This window comes from Aquimarina callyspongiae, from assembly GCF_034322225.1.
GTDB lineage: Bacteria > Bacteroidota > Bacteroidia > Flavobacteriales > Flavobacteriaceae > Aquimarina.
In genome coordinates, this window is sequence record NZ_JAXLPA010000002.1 from 240186 (window position 1) to 259648 (window position 19463).

General features: G+C 29.4%; 22 protein-coding genes. 14 read left to right on the forward strand and 8 right to left on the reverse strand.

From position 1 onward, the window contains the following. Positions 1-244 precede the first annotated feature (244 nt). The 10 genes from U0D62_RS08130 (at position 245) to U0D62_RS08175 (ending at position 7597) form a co-directional block, all read left to right on the forward strand. Positions 245-865: a hypothetical protein gene (locus U0D62_RS08130; RefSeq protein WP_322286766.1), complete on the forward strand. Its 621-nt coding sequence runs from the start codon at positions 245-247 to the stop codon at positions 863-865. 304 nt (positions 866-1169) lie between these two features. Next, positions 1170-1628, forward strand: coding sequence for a nuclear transport factor 2 family protein (locus U0D62_RS08135; protein ID WP_322286767.1), 459 nt, complete (start codon positions 1170-1172; stop codon positions 1626-1628). A gap of 97 nt (positions 1629-1725) precedes the next feature. Then, positions 1726-2466: a LytTR family DNA-binding domain-containing protein gene (locus U0D62_RS08140; protein ID WP_322286768.1), complete on the forward strand. Its 741-nt coding sequence runs from the start codon at positions 1726-1728 to the stop codon at positions 2464-2466. Between the two features lie 146 nt (positions 2467-2612). Next, on the forward strand, positions 2613-4703 hold the full coding sequence (locus U0D62_RS08145) for a DUF2306 domain-containing protein (protein ID WP_322286769.1): 2091 nt from the start codon (positions 2613-2615) through the stop codon (positions 4701-4703). Positions 4704-4795: 92 nt separating this feature from the next. Next, positions 4796-5419 (forward strand): tetratricopeptide repeat protein, encoded by a 624-nt coding sequence (locus U0D62_RS08150; RefSeq protein ID WP_322286770.1) that lies wholly within the window; start codon positions 4796-4798, stop codon positions 5417-5419. A gap of 149 nt (positions 5420-5568) precedes the next feature. After that, the gene (locus U0D62_RS08155) at positions 5569-5736 is read left to right on the forward strand and encodes a hypothetical protein (RefSeq protein ID WP_322286771.1); all 168 of its coding nucleotides are present in this window, start codon (positions 5569-5571) and stop codon (positions 5734-5736) included. A 3-nt stretch (positions 5737-5739) separates the two neighbouring features. Next, positions 5740-6030 carry a hypothetical protein gene (locus U0D62_RS08160; protein WP_322286772.1) on the forward strand — a complete coding sequence of 97 codons (291 nt, stop codon included), beginning with the start codon at positions 5740-5742 and terminating at the stop codon, positions 6028-6030. Between the two features lie 61 nt (positions 6031-6091). Continuing rightward, positions 6092-6682 carry a YdeI/OmpD-associated family protein gene (locus U0D62_RS08165; RefSeq protein WP_322286773.1) on the forward strand — a complete coding sequence of 197 codons (591 nt, stop codon included), beginning with the start codon at positions 6092-6094 and terminating at the stop codon, positions 6680-6682. A gap of 464 nt (positions 6683-7146) precedes the next feature. Continuing rightward, positions 7147-7359 (forward strand): hypothetical protein, encoded by a 213-nt coding sequence (locus tag U0D62_RS08170; RefSeq protein WP_322286774.1) that lies wholly within the window; start codon positions 7147-7149, stop codon positions 7357-7359. A 19-nt stretch (positions 7360-7378) separates the two neighbouring features. Further along, positions 7379-7597 (forward strand): hypothetical protein, encoded by a 219-nt coding sequence (locus tag U0D62_RS08175; RefSeq protein ID WP_322286775.1) that lies wholly within the window; start codon positions 7379-7381, stop codon positions 7595-7597. 129 nt (positions 7598-7726) lie between these two features. Here the strand turns inward: U0D62_RS08175 and U0D62_RS08180 are convergent, their stop codons facing one another. The 7 genes from U0D62_RS08180 to U0D62_RS08210 all read right to left on the reverse strand — a co-directional run bounded on the left by U0D62_RS08180 (position 7727) and on the right by U0D62_RS08210 (position 15050). Continuing rightward, positions 7727-7912 carry a hypothetical protein gene (locus U0D62_RS08180; RefSeq protein ID WP_322286776.1) on the reverse strand — a complete coding sequence of 62 codons (186 nt, stop codon included), beginning with the start codon at positions 7910-7912 and terminating at the stop codon, positions 7727-7729. Positions 7913-8015: 103 nt separating this feature from the next. Then, positions 8016-9701 (reverse strand): helix-turn-helix domain-containing protein, encoded by a 1686-nt coding sequence (locus U0D62_RS08185; RefSeq protein WP_322286777.1) that lies wholly within the window; start codon positions 9699-9701, stop codon positions 8016-8018. A gap of 220 nt (positions 9702-9921) precedes the next feature. Next, a complete protein-coding gene (locus U0D62_RS08190) occupies positions 9922-10581 on the reverse strand; it encodes an alpha/beta hydrolase (RefSeq protein ID WP_322286778.1) in 660 nt (219 codons plus the stop codon). Between the two features lie 5 nt (positions 10582-10586). Next, positions 10587-11396 carry a hypothetical protein gene (locus U0D62_RS08195; protein ID WP_322286779.1) on the reverse strand — a complete coding sequence of 270 codons (810 nt, stop codon included), beginning with the start codon at positions 11394-11396 and terminating at the stop codon, positions 10587-10589. Positions 11397-11471: 75 nt separating this feature from the next. Beyond that, on the reverse strand, positions 11472-11801 hold the full coding sequence (locus tag U0D62_RS08200) for a hypothetical protein (protein ID WP_322286780.1): 330 nt from the start codon (positions 11799-11801) through the stop codon (positions 11472-11474). A gap of 73 nt (positions 11802-11874) precedes the next feature. Then, on the reverse strand, positions 11875-13128 hold the full coding sequence (locus tag U0D62_RS08205) for a dihydroorotase (RefSeq protein WP_322286781.1): 1254 nt from the start codon (positions 13126-13128) through the stop codon (positions 11875-11877). Further along, positions 13125-15050, reverse strand: a complete 1926-nt coding sequence (locus U0D62_RS08210; protein WP_322286782.1) for a vWA domain-containing protein — start codon at positions 15048-15050, stop codon at positions 13125-13127. Before U0D62_RS08210 ends, U0D62_RS08205 begins: the two co-directional genes overlap by 4 nt. Positions 15051-15749: 699 nt before the next feature. Here U0D62_RS08210 and U0D62_RS08215 point away from each other — a divergent pair. The 4 genes from U0D62_RS08215 to U0D62_RS08230 all read left to right on the forward strand — a co-directional run bounded on the left by U0D62_RS08215 (position 15750) and on the right by U0D62_RS08230 (position 18924). Beyond that, positions 15750-16463, forward strand: a complete 714-nt coding sequence (locus U0D62_RS08215) for a hypothetical protein (RefSeq protein ID WP_322286783.1) — start codon at positions 15750-15752, stop codon at positions 16461-16463. Between the two features lie 210 nt (positions 16464-16673). Continuing rightward, on the forward strand, positions 16674-17495 hold the full coding sequence (locus U0D62_RS08220) for an ATP-binding protein (protein ID WP_322286784.1): 822 nt from the start codon (positions 16674-16676) through the stop codon (positions 17493-17495). A 422-nt stretch (positions 17496-17917) separates the two neighbouring features. Beyond that, on the forward strand, positions 17918-18316 hold the full coding sequence (locus U0D62_RS08225) for a hypothetical protein (protein ID WP_322286785.1): 399 nt from the start codon (positions 17918-17920) through the stop codon (positions 18314-18316). Positions 18317-18366: 50 nt separating this feature from the next. Continuing rightward, the gene (locus U0D62_RS08230; protein WP_322286786.1) at positions 18367-18924 is read left to right on the forward strand and encodes a hypothetical protein; all 558 of its coding nucleotides are present in this window, start codon (positions 18367-18369) and stop codon (positions 18922-18924) included. Positions 18925-19015: 91 nt separating this feature from the next. On the opposite strand, the gene U0D62_RS08235 is transcribed toward U0D62_RS08230, so the two are convergent. Continuing rightward, positions 19016-19456 carry an RDD family protein gene (locus U0D62_RS08235; protein ID WP_322286787.1) on the reverse strand — a complete coding sequence of 147 codons (441 nt, stop codon included), beginning with the start codon at positions 19454-19456 and terminating at the stop codon, positions 19016-19018. Positions 19457-19463: the final 7 nt, after the last annotated feature.

The window sequence follows — 19463 nt, forward strand, 5'->3', positions numbered from 1 at the left end:
TCAGTTTATAGAAAAAAGAAAAATATCTAGCATTTTTTTTCAAGAATACGTTTCTATTTACGAAGTAAAAAATGGACTAATAACAAGTACACGTTTTGTTAGATAGTAGTACTTTTCGTTGTGATAAAGCAATGATAAAACTGAGTGTAAATTTGATAGATTGAATCATTTAAACTATTAGAATTTTGAAATTATAATAATAGAATCGATTTTTGTACTCAAGAAAACAAACTAACCATTGAATATGAATACTAAAAATCTACTGTTTCTTTTAACTCTTATTTGTTTTTATGCTTGTACATCAGATAAAAAGAAATCGTCCTCATCAAATGAGATTACTGAACAACCAACTGAAAAAGTTTCTGAAAAAGAAATAATCTCTAACAAAATTGATGTTGAAAAACAAATTGAAATTATAAGAAATGATTTTAATGATATTGACAGTAAACTTGCCACATTAAAAAAGAAAAGCACGACTTTACAAGAAAATAGACTCTCAGTAGAAATAGAAGGTTTTTATGATGCTAATAAAATCGTTAAAGTTGTAAATACAGAAGTATTGGGTCATAGCGTTGTGAAGATTTCTTATTATTTAAAAGATGATAAATTATTTTTTGTTTATGAAACACGTTCTGATGAAGCTTCAGTAAATGGGCCTTTTACTATCAGAGAATTAAGAACCTATATACATAAGGGACAATTATTAAAAGCCTTAAAAAAGGAAAAGACCTTTGAAAAAGATGAAGATATTAACATAGCAAATGTTCCTAATATTGATATTACCGAAGAAGTAGTAAAATCAAAAGGATTAATAAAGCTATATAATAAAGGGTACTCAAAAAGAATTAATCAATTAATTAATTAATAGTGCTACTCAATTTAAAAATGGGTGTTGAATTAGTAAAGACGATTCTAATTCAGGAATCGAAATTAAAGATGGAAAATGGATTCATTTTTATAAAGACAATGAAATAAAATCTGGAAACATCTATGATTTTAAAGTTAGAAAAGAAGAGGATGTAGAATATCTTATGCTAACCAATGATATATCGGGTGAATTAAAATATTCAATTCTTAAATACATCGATAAGGAGTTGGAGTTAAGTTATCTGCCAAAAGGAAATACACTGACTTATAGATTAGAATAGTCAAACCAAAAGAATAAAGTTATGAATGTAAAACACTTGATGATTCTGTTTGTTATTATGTCTTTTTCTTTAGTAGCACAGGAAAAAAATGATGATATAGAATTGATTACCGTAACTATTGAGAATTATTTTGAGGGTTATATAAATAGAGATGTTTCTAAATTAAATAAAGCTTTTGATATTCAAAATGGTACAATGAAAGTACCTTCTGTAAATCAAAAAGGAATTGAAAATATAGAAAACTCATATTTCAGGGATCTTATTCCGAAATGGGCGTCAAGAGAAAAACTACCACCAGAAGCATTAAAAAAATGTGTGCTTAAAATTTTAAATTTGGATGTAGTAGATGAAAAAATGGGAATTGCTAAAATCAGTATGAAGGTTGGCGAAACTACGTATATCGATATTCTTTCTTTGCAAAAAATAAATCAAATCTGGAAAATCACAAATAAAATTTATGTTGTAATAGATGATGATTAATTAATTTGAGAACCAGTAATTGGAAATATGTATTTAAATACTAATTTTATCAATTACTTTTTAATATTTAAGAAGAGAAAAGGTTATCATCTATTAAATGAATACTTTAAACCCATCTATCAAACACCATCTGGTTGTAGGAGCATTTCTAAGTGTTTGGGGTTTTTTGTTTGCTTTTTTTGCAAGACCATTTGAGCATGGTAATATGGATTTGCAAATATGGATAAATGTTAGTGTAGGGTTTAGCTTGATTATATTTTTATCCTATGGAGTAGTAAGCTGGTTTCAAAATACTATTTATCAAAAATTATTAAGATGGAATACAGTTTTTGAAATAAGTACATACTTTTTGTTTTACTTACTATATACTGTAGCCACCTACTTATATTATAAAACCCCTTTGGTTAAAGGGATCTACGATTTTTCTGAGTTTTTAATTAAGATCATTGTCAATATATTTTTGATCTTAACTCCATTACTTTTTTTGGCCAGACGATATACAATTAAATTGATACCAATAAAAGAAGATGATATTATTATTAAGGGAGAGAATAAGTTGGATATTTTAAAAATCAAAAAATCAGATCTTATTTGTATCTCTAATTCGCAGAATTATGTTGAGGTTTTCTTTCTTGAAAAAGATCAACTCAAAACAAAATTGATTCGTAGTTCGTTAAAAAAAATTCAATATGATTTTGACTTCTTAATTCAGGTACACAGATCTCATTTAATCAATCCTTCTCATTTTAAATTCTGGAAAGATTCAAGTACAATTGCTTTAACTCAAATAGAGCTTCCAGTTTCTAAAAATTATAAAAATCGTGTAATAGACCTATGATTTTTTATACCTAAAACGGTCTATTTTATACCAAACCATACTAATTCTACCTTAAAATACTTCTTTTATACCTTATAGCTTTTATCATATCTAAAGCAGTGATTTTTCATTCTATTTTGGTTGTGTCAATCTAAAAAACAAATCAAATGAAAAAAAGTGCTTGGATCATTTTTGGTAGCTTATGTATTATTTTTAGCTTTTATCCAATGAAGTATCTTTTAGCAGATACCCCAGTTGCATTACAATTATCAAAATCAGTAGAACTTTTAAATAGTAATGTATATAACATCTCTTTTTATGCTCATATCATTTTTGGAGGTATTGCACTTTTAGTTGGCTGGTTACAGTTTAGTAAAAAGTTAAGAGCAAAATATATAAACCTACATAGAACTATTGGTAAAATATATGTCACTTCAGTTTTAATCAGTGGACCTTTTGGGTTTTACATTGCGCTTTTTGCTTCAGGAGGACTTTCTCCAAAACTTGGTTTTTCGATAGGAGCCTTACTTTGGACAATACTTACCTTTTTGGGGTATTCTACTATTAGAAAAGGAAGAATTGAAGCACATAGAAAATTTATGATGTATAGCTATGCAGGTACTTTTGGAGCTGTAACCTTACGACTTTGGTTACCTCTTCTTATAGTTGTAACAGATAGTTTTGTAACAGCATATGGTATTGTAGCCTGGTTAAGTTGGATTCCTAATATGATGGTTGTATATTTAGTTATACATAAAAAACCAATCCTTATTTCGATTTATAAAAAATACAGAATCAAAAAAATCGTAATCACATCAGTTATTCTAGTTGCTTTAATGTTTCCCGTTTCTTGTTTAAGCCTACAGACCTGGTTTTATAAAAAACCATCTATAGAAGGTGTAGTTTTTGAAAAAATAAAATCATCCGATTATTCAAGTTTTACTCCAGAAAAATTGAATGAAATAGATACGTACCTTAAAGAAGAATCTGAAACCACCAGTATGTTGATTCTTGAAAATGGTAAAATCGTGTATGAATATGGTGATGTGTCAGAAATCAGTTATATCGCATCCTGTAGAAAAAGTGTATTAGCCATATTATATGGTAAATATGTTACTAATGGTACTATCGACCTTAATCAGACTATAGGTGCAATGGGAATTGATGAAGATGATACACTATTACCTATAGAAAAAGAAGCAACGGTAGATCATATTATTACATCTAGATCTGGCGTATTTCATTTACCAGCTAACGGCGGATATGATAAAGAAAATATAAAAGAGAGAGGCAGTGTTAAACCAGGTGAATACTTTGTTTATAATAATTGGGATTTTAATGTAGCAGGATACATTCTTGAAAAGAAGTCTGGTAATACGGTTTATGAAGAACTGGAACAGCAATTAGCCATTCCTCTAGGATTTCAAGATTGGAATATCAAGAATCAAAAAAGAACGGTTAATAAAGATAAATCTCGATACTCGGCCTACCATATGCATCTTTCTACCAGAGATATGGCCAAAATAGGACAACTAATGCTTCAAAAAGGAAAATGGAATGACAAACAAATAGTTTCTGCTGATTGGATTAATAAAATAACAACTAGAGTAACGCATACAGATACTGTTTCTGCAAGATACAGACGAGATAAATCAAGCCCTCTTCAAGAATCATATGGATATATGTGGTGGCTTTACGAGCGATTCTATGATAATCCCGATTTTGAAGGAGGATATACTGCAAGTGGTTATGGAGGACAATTTATTACTGTAATCCCCAAAAGAAATGTAGTTATTGCACATAAAACCACAATGGATATACTTACTTATGCAGGTTTGTCAGAACGAAGTAAAACACCTTCATGGAAATATTGGTGGCTATTAAGAAATTTGATGCTTAACGGGAAAAGTATTTCTCAATTGTCTACTCAAAAATCAACAGACGAAATAATCAAGTTTATAAGAACAGAATACCAGAAAGATTCAGAATATGCAATATCAGAACGTTTAATTAATGAATACGGATTAGAGCTTACAGAAAATAATAATTGTGAGGATGCTATAAAGTTTTTTGAATTAAATCTGGAGTTGTACCCTAAAGGATATTATACACACCGCACGTTTGATTATTATGGAGATTGTTTATTGAAACTAGGTAGAAAAGAAGAAGCAATAAGATCTTTTGAAAACTCATTAGAGTTTAATCCCGAAAATTTTGAAACAAAAGAAAAACTTTCTAAGCTTAAGACTAATGTTTAAAGAATAATTACAAAATATTGGGATGATTCGGTAACAATTTGGCAGGTTACAACATATACATATATCTTATACAATGATTAAATAAACAAACTATGAGAATAAAGTATTGCTGGATCTTCCTGGTACTAGTAGTTGTTAGCTGCGGTGATTTGAATAAAAAAATGGACCTCATTGAAATAGATGAAACATTTAGAGCAGGTGATTTAGAAGAAGCAAGAATTGATATTAAGGAGTATTTAAAGAAAACAAAAGATAATGAGTATGCCTGGACGTTATTAGGGCATATTAATTCTGAAATGGATAAAGATTCTTTAGCAATTGTTGCATATGAAAAAGCTCTAAAAATAAATCAAACAACAGAAGAAGCTTTGACGGGTTTAGGGATACTGGCAAGAAAAGAAGGAGATTACTTGAAAGCCACAGAGTATTATGAAAAAGCGATAGAAATAAATCCTAAGTATGCCCAGGCATACTCGAGTTTGGTAACGATTTATCTAAAGCAAAAGAACTTTGAAAAAGCGGTAGAAGTAGGCGTTAAAGGTTATAGGCTGGATAAATCTGATCCTACAATTGCTTCTAATCTTTCTGTAGCATATCATTATTTTGGAGACATTCAAAAAAGAGATGAATATTATAAAATAGCAGAGCAGAATGGATATAAAAATATCGAAGCTCTGAAACAAATTTTTGATGGAGAACTAACTGTTTTTGATTAAGAGTTCTGTGGCAAAATGTACTTTCATTAATCTATTTGTTGTAATTATAGTAAAATCTTACTTCGCAAAATTTATAATAATTTAAAATATGATCTTTAGAATTTTAATCGTTCTAGCCATTATTGGAGGGGTATATTACCTTTTAAAAAATGCATTCTTTTCTGAGTATAAAAATTGCCAAAAATGTGAAGGTAAAGGATATTGGATTGCCATGCGTGGTGAAAAAGATAGATGTGATATCTGTAGAGGCTCAGGAAAAATTCCTAGGAGGGGCTAAGTTTTATGATCACGATTATTATTACATAACTAAAATATGATGCATGATCCCAATTGATGGTGAGTTTTTAATGATGTATATATTTTATATTGGATACTTAATTTTCTTAGTAAGAGGAGCTGCTTTTTCTAAGACGAAGAGGTTTTATGTTATAAATTTATTTTTTTATTCTTTCTATTTAGGGATTATGATATATGCGTTTTTTGATATAGAGAATTTTAAAGGAGGAGGCTCTTTGGTTGTTCTGTTTTATGGGTGGATATTTTTGTTAGTTCATTTGGTAATTTATTTGACAGGTAAGTTATATTATAGCCTTAAAAGAACAAATAAGTAGGATTTCAGGAAGTTTTTTATACATTAGTGATTAAGGGCAAATCATATAAAACGCATACGTTATGGAAAAGAATAAATCTGTAGAAGAATATATATCTAAAAGAGGAGAGTGGATACCTGCTTTAGAAATATTACGATCAATTATGCGGTCTACAGAAATGAAGGAAACCGTTAAATGGGGTGTGCCTGTATACACTGTCAATGGTAAAAATGTAATAGGAATAGGAGCTTTTAAATCGTATTTAGGAATCTGGTTTTATCAAGGTGTTTTTTTAAAGGATTCTTCAAAGAAATTAATCAACGCTCAAGAAGGAAAAACAAAAGGTCTTAGACAATGGCGATTTACTTCGATTGATGAGATAGATAAGGATTTGATATTGCAATATGTTAATGAAGCAATACAGAACCAGAAAGAAGGAAAAGAAATAAAAATAGAAAAGTCTAAAGGGTTTGATATTCCAACAGAACTACAAACGGCTTTAAATACCAATACTGATCTAAAAGCGTCTTTTGAAAAACTCACTCCGTTTAAGCAAAAAGAATATGCAGAATATATTACTACTGCCAAAAGAGAAGCTACCCGAGTATCGAGGTTAGAAAAAATTACGCCGATGATTTTTGAAGGAATAGGGTTAAATGATAAGTATCGTTAGAATCTTTACATAATTGAATTTTCCAGAAAGTTTTCATACACCCTTTTCTGTTTGATTTTAATAAAGGATTAGGGATTTATGGAAATAAAGATTGTATAACTATAGACACGATATTCATAAATATAGACTACTTATAAAAAAAAGGCTAGGTGTCTTTTACATTTTTTCCTAGGTTAGCATTGTTCTAAAAAAGGATAGCTAGTTTTTTTAGAATGCTATAGCAAATAAATTAGAAAAGAATGTTTTAAAACTGCGCGCATTCTTTTTTAGAATTATTAAATATCTCAAAGAGTTTTATGTAAAGAATAGTATTAATCTGATGATTAATAGTGAATTCCTATATATGGATTTATGATTCTATAAGCATAGCTCATATTTACGAGTATATTTCTCGAGAAAAGCAGGCACATACTGTGAGTGCCTTTATATGTTCACAGAAAGTTATTTACCAAACATCTTTTATAATGAAAAAACGAATTTTAGAAATAGGAAGAATATTAAATAAAACCGAACAACAATCAATTAATGGAGGAGCAATAGCTCCTTGGGGATGCGTAGCAGGATGTAGAGGAGGAGGATATGTGTATTGTGATGGAACAGAGTGCCGAGCTGTTTATGGAGAAGGTTGTTATGCAAAACTTAATGGAATAGAAGTTATGGAATCATGTCCTCAATAACATTAAAGAAAAATGCAGTATGAAAAAACGAATTTTAAAAATAGGAAGAGCATTAGGTAAAGCAGAACAGCGATTAATTTATGGAGGTGCTATTGCAGCCGCTGATTGCATGGCCGAGTGTAACGATGGACCACCAGTTTTTTGTTTTGGAACCAGTTGTTCAGCGACTGATTATGTAGGCTGTTTTGGATCATTTAATAGCAAAACATATTTTAACTCTTGTCCTAATGGAGTTTAAATTATTGTAATGTTAAGTCAAAAAGCACTTTTGCCTGAGCAAAAGTGCTTTTTTACATATAGTAAACTCTTTTTCTTTTAAGAAATATGCAACTATAACTTCAAAGTAGAATATCTTTCTAAAAATAGACTAGCAATTAGTATCCTGTGAATGAACTGGATACACATACTCTTTGGATTCATTAATACAAACAAGAGCAGGATTTAAAGGGTCAGTTGTAGGTCCTTGTCCATCGGCTCCTCCAATAATCAAAGTAGGAGATTTTAATCGAGCAATTTTTAACTTCTTTAAGGTTAGCTTTTTTTTGTTTTTCATGATTTAGAATAATATTGGTTATTAAAGCAAGTAACAAAGAAATGACTTTCACAATAGGAGAATAGAGCTCAGATTTGTCGATATTTATGAATATCGATTAATTTTAAAGATTGGTTTTATTTAATTCTCTTAAAAAGTAGGAAGGTTTTACACCTTTGAGTTTATAAAAAGCCTTTGAAAAAGATTCAGCATTATTAAATCCAGCTTCATTTGAGATTGCTTTAATTGTATATTTTCTAAGTCTTTCATTTGTTTTCAATTCTGTTACAATGTATTCAATTCTCAAGTTGTTTAAATAATTAGAAAAAGAAGAATCTTTATAATGATTTATAATTTTCGAAAAATAATTAGCATTAGTTCCTAATTGCTTGGCTAATGAGCTTAATGTAATCTCTTTAGATATAAATTCTTGGTTTTTTTCAAATGCTTCTAACCCTTTTAAAGTAGTTAATATTATTTCTTCAGGAATGTTTATCTGTTTTTTGGTATCCGTATTTTTGATGTTCTGAGGAGAAGCAGAAAGTATTTCATCAACTCTTTTTTTATACTGCTTTCTTCTATTATACTGATATATCAAAAAGATAATTGCGACACTTAAAACTAATAAAATAAAGAAAATAACCTTTTTGGATGTCGCCTCGTTGGCTTTCATTTTATCCAAAATCAGTTCTTTTTCAGAATTTAATTTTGGGATATCATATTCCTTAAAAATTTTTTTACTTAAGTATGATTGATTATTATAAATAACACTATCAAATTTCATCAACCTATTAATATAAAAAAGCTGTTTTTTAATATTGTCTTTGCGTTTGTAATGTTCTATTAAATGCTCATAAGACTCTCTTATAGTCGGAGAAACATCTTTTTCTATTTGAAAAACAGAATCTACTTTTTTAAAATGCCTAATAGCTTCTGAAGTGTTATTTTTTTGTAGAAAAGATTTTCCTAAATAATAATATGCAGATGATATATTTTTTTTGTCTCCTATGTTTTCAAAGTAAGTTACGTGTTTACTTATACTATCAAGTGCAACATCATATTCTCCCTGTATGAAATTAATAATCCCTTGATTTATAGCGAAATGGTGATGCTTTTCTATCTCATTGTATTTAAAAGATTCTTTAACTCCTAATTCATTATAGTAAGTAGAAGAATCAATAGCTTTTAGTTCACAAAAAACATTCGAAATAGCAGCTAAGGTGTTTAAGTAATAACTACTTTTTTTCTTTTCTAACAGAACTTTTTTTGAGTATTTAATACTTTCTTTATATAAGTCTAATGCTTCTTCATATTCACCAATTTTTCTTTTAATTGTACCAATACTATAGGTAGATAACATGATTAAATCAGAATATTCATGTTTTTTTGCAAATTGATTAGCCAGTAAGTAATTATCTAATGCATTTTTAAAATCTCCTTTATTGTGATGAAAACTGGCTTTTGCGAAATAGGCTAAGCCTGGATGATATTTTGTGCTATTTTTTGAAGTTAGATTGATAATACTATCACTATATTTCAGTGATGTGGTATCGTCGTATAGCCCCGAAAGAATATAATACCCTGAAATTATTTTCTGCTCAATTTTATCTCTTTTGGCAAGTGATATAAAAGAATTGATGTATTTTATTTTATCTTCTTTATCAGTACTTTTTACATATAGATCAAATAACTCTTTTGAGGATTTGTTTTGTAAAACATCTACAGAGCTTTGTCCATAAACAGTTAAGGATTGTAATAAGAGATAAATAGGTACTAAAGCCTTTAGAGGATATTTATTACATAACCTCATACTCAGTAAATTTGAATTTGTTTTCGATACATAAAAACGGTAACTACTTTAATACATCATTATTTTCTTGAAAATATTGTACTCAGAATCTTAATAATGTTAAAATAAAGTAAAAATATAAAATATGATCTGATCATATTCAAAAAGAAAGAATCTATTTTGTATTTGAATTACAAAATATAAACTGATATAAATTCCCCTAAATAAAAATCAATTTCTTTTAAATATTAGTTTGTAACCATTCCTTGAACTGATAAAAGTTTTGTGGAGCCACGCCATGACCTACAGGAAATTCGTTTAAAGTGGTTTCGATTCCTAACTCTGCAAGCTTTACAGGAGCTTTACGCGCCCAATCTACAGGGATTACTTGATCAACATTCCCGTGAGAACAGTATAAATTAATATGTGAAAAATCATTATTTTGATAACCTTCGGATAGAATATCCTCGTTAAGGTATCCGCTTAATGCTACTACATTTTTTACTTTTTCGGGATAGGAGAGTGCTACAGAATAGCTTAAGATCGTACCTTGACTAAAACCGAGTAAGGTTACATTAGAAGCATCAAGGTTATAGGCCTTAACGGCTTCATCAATAAAAACTGCAATTTTATCTCTTGATTCTATTGCTTGCTCATCATCGCTAAACTTTCCTTGTGCAGCATCAAAATAGATAGCATACCAGGCATTTCCATAGGGTTGCATAGGATATGGAGCTCTTACCGAGATGATACAGAGTTCATCTTGTAGCTCTGATGAAAAAGAAAACAGATCATTTTCATCACTACCATATCCGTGAAACATGAATAAAACAGGAGTTTTATCTTTTTTAATAGTAGGTTCTTTGATGATATGATGTAGTGATAATGTCTTAGTTTCCATAGTTTTTAATTAAGCTGTAAATGAATATGATCATCGTGTCGTACGGCTTGGCATCCGTGAAATCGTATTTTATGATGTTGCACCTTCATTTGATTTTTAAGATGAGGCTCTATAAAGACCTTGCCAACCCGTTTTTGATGTACAATTGCCAAAAGTAAATCTTTTGTGGCGTTTTTTGAAAACTTAAGACTTTTATTAGTTGTACCAAATGTCAAATATTTTGGGATGTCGTATTGCCAATATCCTTTTGATTTACAAGCTTTGGTTTGATCATATACTCCTTTTTTGGGTTTTTCATAAATCCCATATCCACTAATTGAAGGTTTTTTATTAGTAAGATGCCCATTTTGATCTTTATAAATAAAGGCAATATCTATCTTTTTGCCATCATTATGACTTAAGTGAGGAGCTAAAGGAAACCCATTAATAAATGGGAAATTGGCATCCAAATATATTAGTTTAATGTTAGGATGTTGTTTTTGAAGGCTAGTTGATATTTCAGACAAAGCTACTTGTAATTTGGGAGTTACATAGTTTCTGTTCAGGAGTTTTGTCATAAAAGTATGAGCTCCTAATCGGGAAGTATCTCTTATTTTTTCTCTTCCAAAAAGAGGTGCAACAAATGGAATCACTAAAAATGTTATAAATACGTATGCAACAATAAAAATCCCGATTTTTTTTAATCGATACTTTTTTGAAGATCTCTTAATCATTAACTCTACAATAAGATAGAGAAATCCTCCAACTTGGGTAATTGCAGTTAGGAAACAGAAAAGAAGAAATTTAAGAAAAAGCTTTAGAAGTTTTTTTAGCATAAATAAAACTACTTCATGATAAATAAATAACTAGTATATCTATTAATAAATTCTAAAACAAATTTATTAGTTTGATTATTTAACTCCTCCAAACCATTGTTGGAAATAGGGACCAAGAATAGGTACCGTTTTTTGCTCTTCTCTGACTGCAAGTATTAATCCGAAAATGATCAAAACAATCGAAAATATATAAAACGCAAAATGAATCATTATAGAATCAAAAATATTAGCAATGGCAATCAATACATAAAAAGTTATCCATAACCCTAAAGCCTGACGAATATGAAAACTTGCAAATTGATTTTTACTTTCTTGATTCATAAAATAGGCAATAATGGTTCCTATAATGGTTATATATGCCACTACGGCTGCTGTTTTCCCTTGTTTTGCGTAATCTGATTGCATGATTAATGTAATTAATTTAATATTATGACTCCTGTTTGTATAATAAATTAAACAGGTGATGTGTGATATGTGTTTATTTTAAAACTATTTTTTTGTTAGAAATAACGCCATATGGAGTACCTAGTATTGGTTGACCTATAAAAGCACTGTTTTTAGAAGTTGACAGAATATCTTCTTCAGTAAAAGTAGCATTTTCTTCAGGGCTAAACAATGATAGATCTGCTTGGTTTCCTATATTGATACTATTGCTTTGAATACCAAAAGTTGATTTTCCTTTGGTAAACATTTCAATAGTTTTTTTAGTTCCTATTTTATAATTAAGAATCCCAAAAGCACTGTCTAATCCAATAGTTCCATATTTGGCATTATCAAACTCTACTTTTTTGTGTTCTACATCCATTGGTTGGTGATCACTAGTCACCATATCAATAGTTCCATCTTTAACTCCTTCTAAAAGAGCGTCTAAATCCTTTTGTGTCCTTAACGGAGGTAATACCTTAAAATTAGTATTAAATTCTTTTAACTCGATATCAGTAAGGGTAAGATGATGAATACTAACACTACAGCTTACTTGCAATCCTTTTTCTTTTGCTTCTTTAACTAAAGTCACAGATTTTGCTGTGGATATTGTAGGGATATGTAGTTTACCACCTGTATATTCAAGCAAGAAAAGATCACGAGCAACTTGTAATTCTTCTGCTAGAGCAGGAATTCCTTTTAAACCTAGTATCGTACTTTGTTCTTCTTCATTTACCATTCCTTTACCGGCGATATCATTCTCTTGTGGAAATGAAAATACAAGTCCGTCAAAATTCTGAGCATATTGCAATGCAATTTTCAATAGGTTTGGATTTTGTATTGCTTTTTTATAATCTCCAAAGGCAATCGCTCCTGCTTGTCTCATATCATACAGTTCTGCCAGGTCAATACCTTTTGATCCTACAGTAAGTGATCCAACTGGATATAAAGAAACTGCATGATTTTGAGCTTTACTGGTTAGAAACCCTACTGAAGCACTAGTATCTATAATTGGTGACGTGGCAGGATTTAATGCTACAGCAGTAAACCCACTTTTTGCAGCTACTTCTAATCCGTGAGCAATGGTTTCTCGTTCTTCGTATCCAGGTTCTCCAAAACTTACACTGCTATCAAACCACCCTTGAGAGACATGAAGATTCTCAAACGAGATTTCTTCGATATCATTATTGTTTTTAATTAAAGAGCTTATTTCGGTAATGACTCCATTTTCAATCAAAATATCAACCGTTTGATAATGAAAATTAGATTCAGGATCAATTACAGTAGCAGCCTTTAGTAAGAAATTCATTTCAGATATTTTAATAATAGTATTTCGATTAAGAGGAAAACCAGGGCAAAAATAACAAACCATTTCCAAAGTTCGTTGATACTGGTCTCTTCTTTTATTTGATCTAATAACTCAGTTACCGATTCACTTACTTCATAGTTTTCGGTTGTATTGAGGTTATAATATTGTAAGTCACTTTCTGAACTGTGATAATTGTAACTTACGTGCTGTATAACTTGATCTTTATTTTGCAACGCATAAATACCAGCCTTTGTAGGCACTTCACTGGTAGTAATTTTAACCTTGGTAGAAAAACTTTGTTGCAGAGGAATAATACTTTCCTGATCAGATACTAATGATAAAATTCCATCTTGCCCTAATGAGATAGAAACATCATAGATATTGGATTGTCCGATTGTATATGATATATCCGAAAGCTGTAAGCTTTGTTTTCCGATATTATAAAGTGTAGGTACAATTAGAGGAGAGTTTTGAAAATTAGAGTTCTCCTGATTGATTGCTGCTGTAAAAATATAAGCAGTATTTGTTTTATATAAAAAAGGACTATTGTCTTCAAATGATAGTACCGTATTAGTAGCATTAGCGGTATAATAGCTATTAACTTTTGGATATTGAAAATTAGTAACTCTTTTGTCAAAAACTCCTTGATACAAAGGATGTGAAAAATTGATGGTAGTAATCTTCTTTTCTCGATTTTGTAATGATGATAATCCTTGAGAAGAAAAACTGGAGATAAATTGCTGATAAGATGTAGGATTGCCGTCTGATGCAGGTATAAAGCAGAGAACTCCGCCTTGATCCATAAATGATTTTATAGCATTGACTAATGAAACAGGTATTTGTTTAACCTCATTAAGTATTACCAAATTTGCATTACTAAGCTCGTTATAATTTAGATTTTCAAAAGAATTGCTGATAAGTTCAAAATCTTCCTTTGTATAAATGTTTTTAATAAAACTATCGTCGGCCTCATTAATTGCTACTACTTTAATTTTTTCTGGAGTATTGATTGTAAAATACCTTGAATTGTCAAAAGTAATCGCCGGATCTTCAATAGTTATCCGACCGTTGATTTTTGTATTTTCTTCTAATCTGAATTCTGTGCTGGCTTTACCGTTTTTAGGAATAGAGACAGAAGTTTTGGCGATTAGCCTTTCTTTATTATATAAAGCAATAGATGTGTTTTCTGCATTTGATTCTGTATTGCTTAACAATACCTGAAGCATAAGTTCATTGTTCACATTGCGTTGTAGATATAAACTATCTACTGCAATATTTTGCCGAGTTACAGGTTGCAAATGTACCAAATGTGTTTTGGTGGTCGCATCTGTTGGTAGATCAAACGAGCCTTCTTTTTGCTGAAAATCAGAAACAAGAATCACTCGTTTTAATGTTTCAGGAGAAGAACTGAGTAATTGTTTAGCCTTTAAATAGGCTGCATTATAATCTAGTTGATTAGAGCTATATTCTAATTGTAACAGATCATTCTGGATATCTTTTTTAGACACATCCAGAAAAGTTTCTGTATTGGTAAAAAGAGATATGATTTCATCTTCTGGTAAATCACTTAATATTTCTTGTATGGCGCGTTTGAGTAAAGGACCTTTAGATCCTTTGGCTTGCATACTAAAAGAATTATCAAGATATATAGCAGTTTCACTACTTTTTCCAACGATGTTATCAGAAGCAAGAAAAGGTTGTGCAAAGGCAAAAATGATAGCTGCTAATGCTAATAAACGAGTGAGTAGGGTGAGCCATTTCTTTAACTGAGAGCTTTTTCTTGTTTGAATAGTTACAGCTTTCAGGAACTGCACATTGGTAAAAGGAATCTTTTGAAAACGACGTAACTGAAATAAATGAACTAAAATAGGAATGATAAGCGCAAAAAGAGCATAAAGAAATTCTGGGTGTTTGAATTGCATTCCTGATTAGAGTTTGTCAAATATACTATAAGATTTGGTATTGATGGTTTTAGGTTAACGAATTTTTATCGTTAGTGTAAAGTAGAGGTAATTACAGTTACATCATTATAATTATTTGAAATTACTCTTAATAATATTGGTGATGTATATCTAATATAAATCTTCAATATAAATTATACACAAACGATCTGATCTACGTAATGTTTTAAGGAGGTTTAATAATGTACAAGTCGAAAATCCTGAAAACAAACACTTCGGAAAGCTTCAATTTGATGAACTTAAGCCTCATAAATGCAATATTGAGAATAACGCTTTTGATACTGTTGACTGCAATACTTGGGATGGAAAAGATGAAACATAAGAGTTGTAAATCAATAGGTTAGAAACAAGACTTAAAAAATAGTTTTTATTGAAAATAGATTATACCTCGTTTTGCGTCGGCGATAGTGATTTGGGGAATATTCAACTAAAATAGTTAAAATTTTATGAAAGAAACGATAATCAAATAAGTTTTATTAATTTGCTGATACGACTTAAATTATACTACTTGAAAGACATAAAAATATTGTGATATATAGGCTTCTTTTTAGGAGTTTTTGTATTGATTGTGATCTGTTTATACTGATTTAAGTGTGTGAATTAAATATTAGATATATGTAATGGTACATATATCCCTACGTTAGCGGTAATTACACATAAATGAATAAACTATCAAAAAGGCTACTAATTTCATTGACAATTATATTATCTGTCTTAGCTATTTTATTACCAATTTTCACTCGATCGGAGGATGAAACTTTTAATTCGATAATGGGTTCATCTTTAACTGCTTTGGGGGCTGTATTTGCTTTAATAGCTCTCTATATAGCAATAATTTTATATCAAAAATTTGGTTTGGAATCTAGGTTTGTAGAAAGGCAAGCTGATAAAATCTTAGAACTTGTTGATTTACTTAAAGGAGAGGTATACTATATTAAAACGGACGGGTTTGTATATTTTATGAGATTTGAAGTTGATGATTTAACTAAGCTTCGTAAAGAAAAACCTTATGGATCAATGAAGTCAAAAAAAATATTGATTCGCTATAATAATTACGATAAAGCAACACGTGAAATAATTAATCTAAGTAATAGTTATTGGTTACCAACGGAGATAAAAGAAAAGTTGATGTTTTTAAAAATCCCAATGATACAAAAAAGCATTAAAAACCCATCTTATGAACAGTATACACGAATGTACTTTGGTGAGGAAAAAAACAAAAAAACTTGGGATTTGCCATTTCCTGAATTAACTGTTGATGAATTTATGATAGCTAAAAATGAACTCACCAAATCTATTGAAAATTGGTTGAGTAAACATTGCGATATAAAATTAGAATTAAACCTAGATGAACCGAATCAATACGAGAAATAACAACAACCGTTAACATTAATATATAGCAAATAGGACGATTAGTGCTTAATCAAAAGGTAGTTGTCTATTTGTAAAATCGCTAAATCTTTTGATTTGGTATTAAAAGAGAAAGATTAAAACAAAACACAAAAGATTTGGCTTGTAGCTAAAACGAAAGTAATAGCTTGTTTTTGCCCTACTTGCCATATATTAAACGTAAGCAAAAATAAAATGACCATCGAATCTCAAAAAATAGAATATAAAGATTTTTCTAAAATAAGATCTCCGAATAAAAAGAAGATAATATCTAAATTATTCAAAGAAATAACGGCCTTTTCAAATTCAAAAGGAGGGAAAATCATTGTAGGAATAGAAGATAAAACAGGCCGAGAAAATCCTCAACCGCAACAAATTATTCAATGGTTAGATAATGACTTATTAACTTCCGAAATAAATAGAATTTCAGATAATTTAGTGAATTTCAAATGTATTGAAAATAATGGATTGATTACTATTGAAATACCAGAATCTGAGGATGTTATTTCTGCAAATATTGACTATACAGATTTAAATAAAGGAGATTGTTTTATTAGACAAAATCACGAAGTAATTTTAGCCAAAGGGGAAATACTTAAGAAAATAATTGAAATAAAATCAATATCAACTGACAGCAGGCTCAAAAAACTAAGAGAAATTGTACATTATAAATTTTCTATTGGTGAAAATGCGGCTTCAAAATTAAATATTTTTGATAGCCTAGTCATAGTTGTTGACATACAAAAGGATTATATCAATACTGTTTTTGACACTTTAGTTCAAGCGCAGTTTAATTTTGATTACTCTTTGCCAATTTCAAAACACTCAACAATTCAAGTTCATGCTGAAATGATAGATAAAATGCCACTTCTTCCTGAAAGAATTAGATCATTTAACAAATTGGTAAAAAATAAATATTTCGTTGAATCGTTTTTTGATGGACATAGAGAAAATGTGCTAACAAGTATTAATCTCAAAAATTACATTTTAGAATATAAAAATAATATTGAAAAATAGTTTTTACTAACACTGTATACAGAAAATAGGGTGGGCGGTAGTTTACGAAAATTCGGAGCTATTTATTAAGATCACTCAATAGTTGATTTGACTTTTAAGATGGATAATTAAAAGCAAAATATAATATATAAGCTTCTGTAATGAATCTATATTAATCAATTTATAAAACTATACTGACTCCCTTAATCTATTATCTATAGAATCATAATCTACTTTATTGGCCGCTCAGATTTATGTATAGTTACAGTATTCATTTGGAAATATTCCATTTGTTGGGCTATTAACATAAAATATATTTATAAAAGTTATAAAAATATTTTGTAAATTGCTGTTAATAAAATAGTTAACCCCATTTTAGTTTTATACTAGAAATGGGGTTCTTTAATTTAAAACCTAATTGAAATCAATTAAATCTGATTATTATGAAGAAAATATTACTAATTTTAGGTGTATTAATAGTTTCATGTAAGAATACTCAGGGGACTGTGAACGTGGGTGAAGAAGGAAAAATTATTGATGGGAAAATAATTGTTAAATGCACTAAACCACCTAAGACTTACACTAAAGATTTAGATTTAAGGATCAATAGTGAACTGGAATCTCTTAAAAATGTACCTAATTCTGATGTTTCCGTTGAATTAAAAAAATCTGTTGTTAAATTAACCCAATATACTTCTCAAGGTTTAGACAGAGATTTAATGTTTTTTAGAATATGTGAAATAGCCAATAATCGAGGTTTATCACAAAAAGAAACTACCGATTTAATTAATAGTGCGATTAGCGCATATGATGACGAAGTAAAAAAAAAGAGCCAACGCTAATTATTGAAAAGTATAAAGATAGTACCTTATATTTTAGTGTACAAAACTCCTTGAAATATAATTTCAACCTAACTATTACAGAGATAAACTTTATTCAAGAACAACACAAACCACTTCCTAGTTATTGCAATAATTCTTGTCCTAATTTTGATTCTTCTGCGGGAAGATTCAGATTACCTGATGTCATTATTGTTGATGAAGAAGGGAAAAAGACTACTGCATTATTGGATAATAAACAAGTATTAAAGGTAAAGCCTTTAGATAATATATCATTTTACGTTAAAATAAAAAATGAAAGCTACTTATTTGGTTCTTCAATCAGTAAATTACGGGAATTACAAAATTTTAAAAAAGCAAAGGATTCGATGATTCAAAAACGTTTAGCATCTGCAAAAAATGAAGATGATTTAAAAACTATGCTTTATTTATTTAAACGTAGAGATAAAGATTATCAAGTATTAATTAAGGAAGAGGTATATTTCATAAATTGTAATTGCCAAGACACGCTCACACTGGAAATTACTTATTTATCACCATTTACTGAACAAACTGAATACTTGAAAAAAAGACTTGACTACGAAATGTTTATCAATGATTCTAATCATTAATACTTATTAAGACTAAATAAAAATAATGTTGTGTATTTAATATTTAGTTGTATAACAAGTTGTTATTTAGAATAAAGAAGAATTTTTAATTTTAGGTTAACGAATTTTTATCGTTAGTGTTTTTATACTGATCGTAGATGATAATAGAGCTAGCGATATAATCGTGGATAGCTTGTCTTTTTTCATTACTCAATACCGTAAATAAAGAAATCCAACCTAAAGCAGCCTTTGTAATATAACGTATAAAAGCCATAGGAAAACTAATATTTTTTTCTGGATGCTTTTCTCTTCGAACTCTTAAACCTATCAAAATATGTCCAAGAGTACCTCCAAAAATACTGGTGCACAAAGGATCATATAGACAAAATATAAATATAAAAGCTATAATCCTTGCGTTACCAGGAACGTTTTCAAAAGAAGAAAATATATCAGTAATAATTACCATAAAAATGATAATAACGACAGAGTCTACAAATACAGCTTTAACACGATCAAAAACTCCAGGGTATATTTTTTCTGAAATGGCTTCCATAGATATA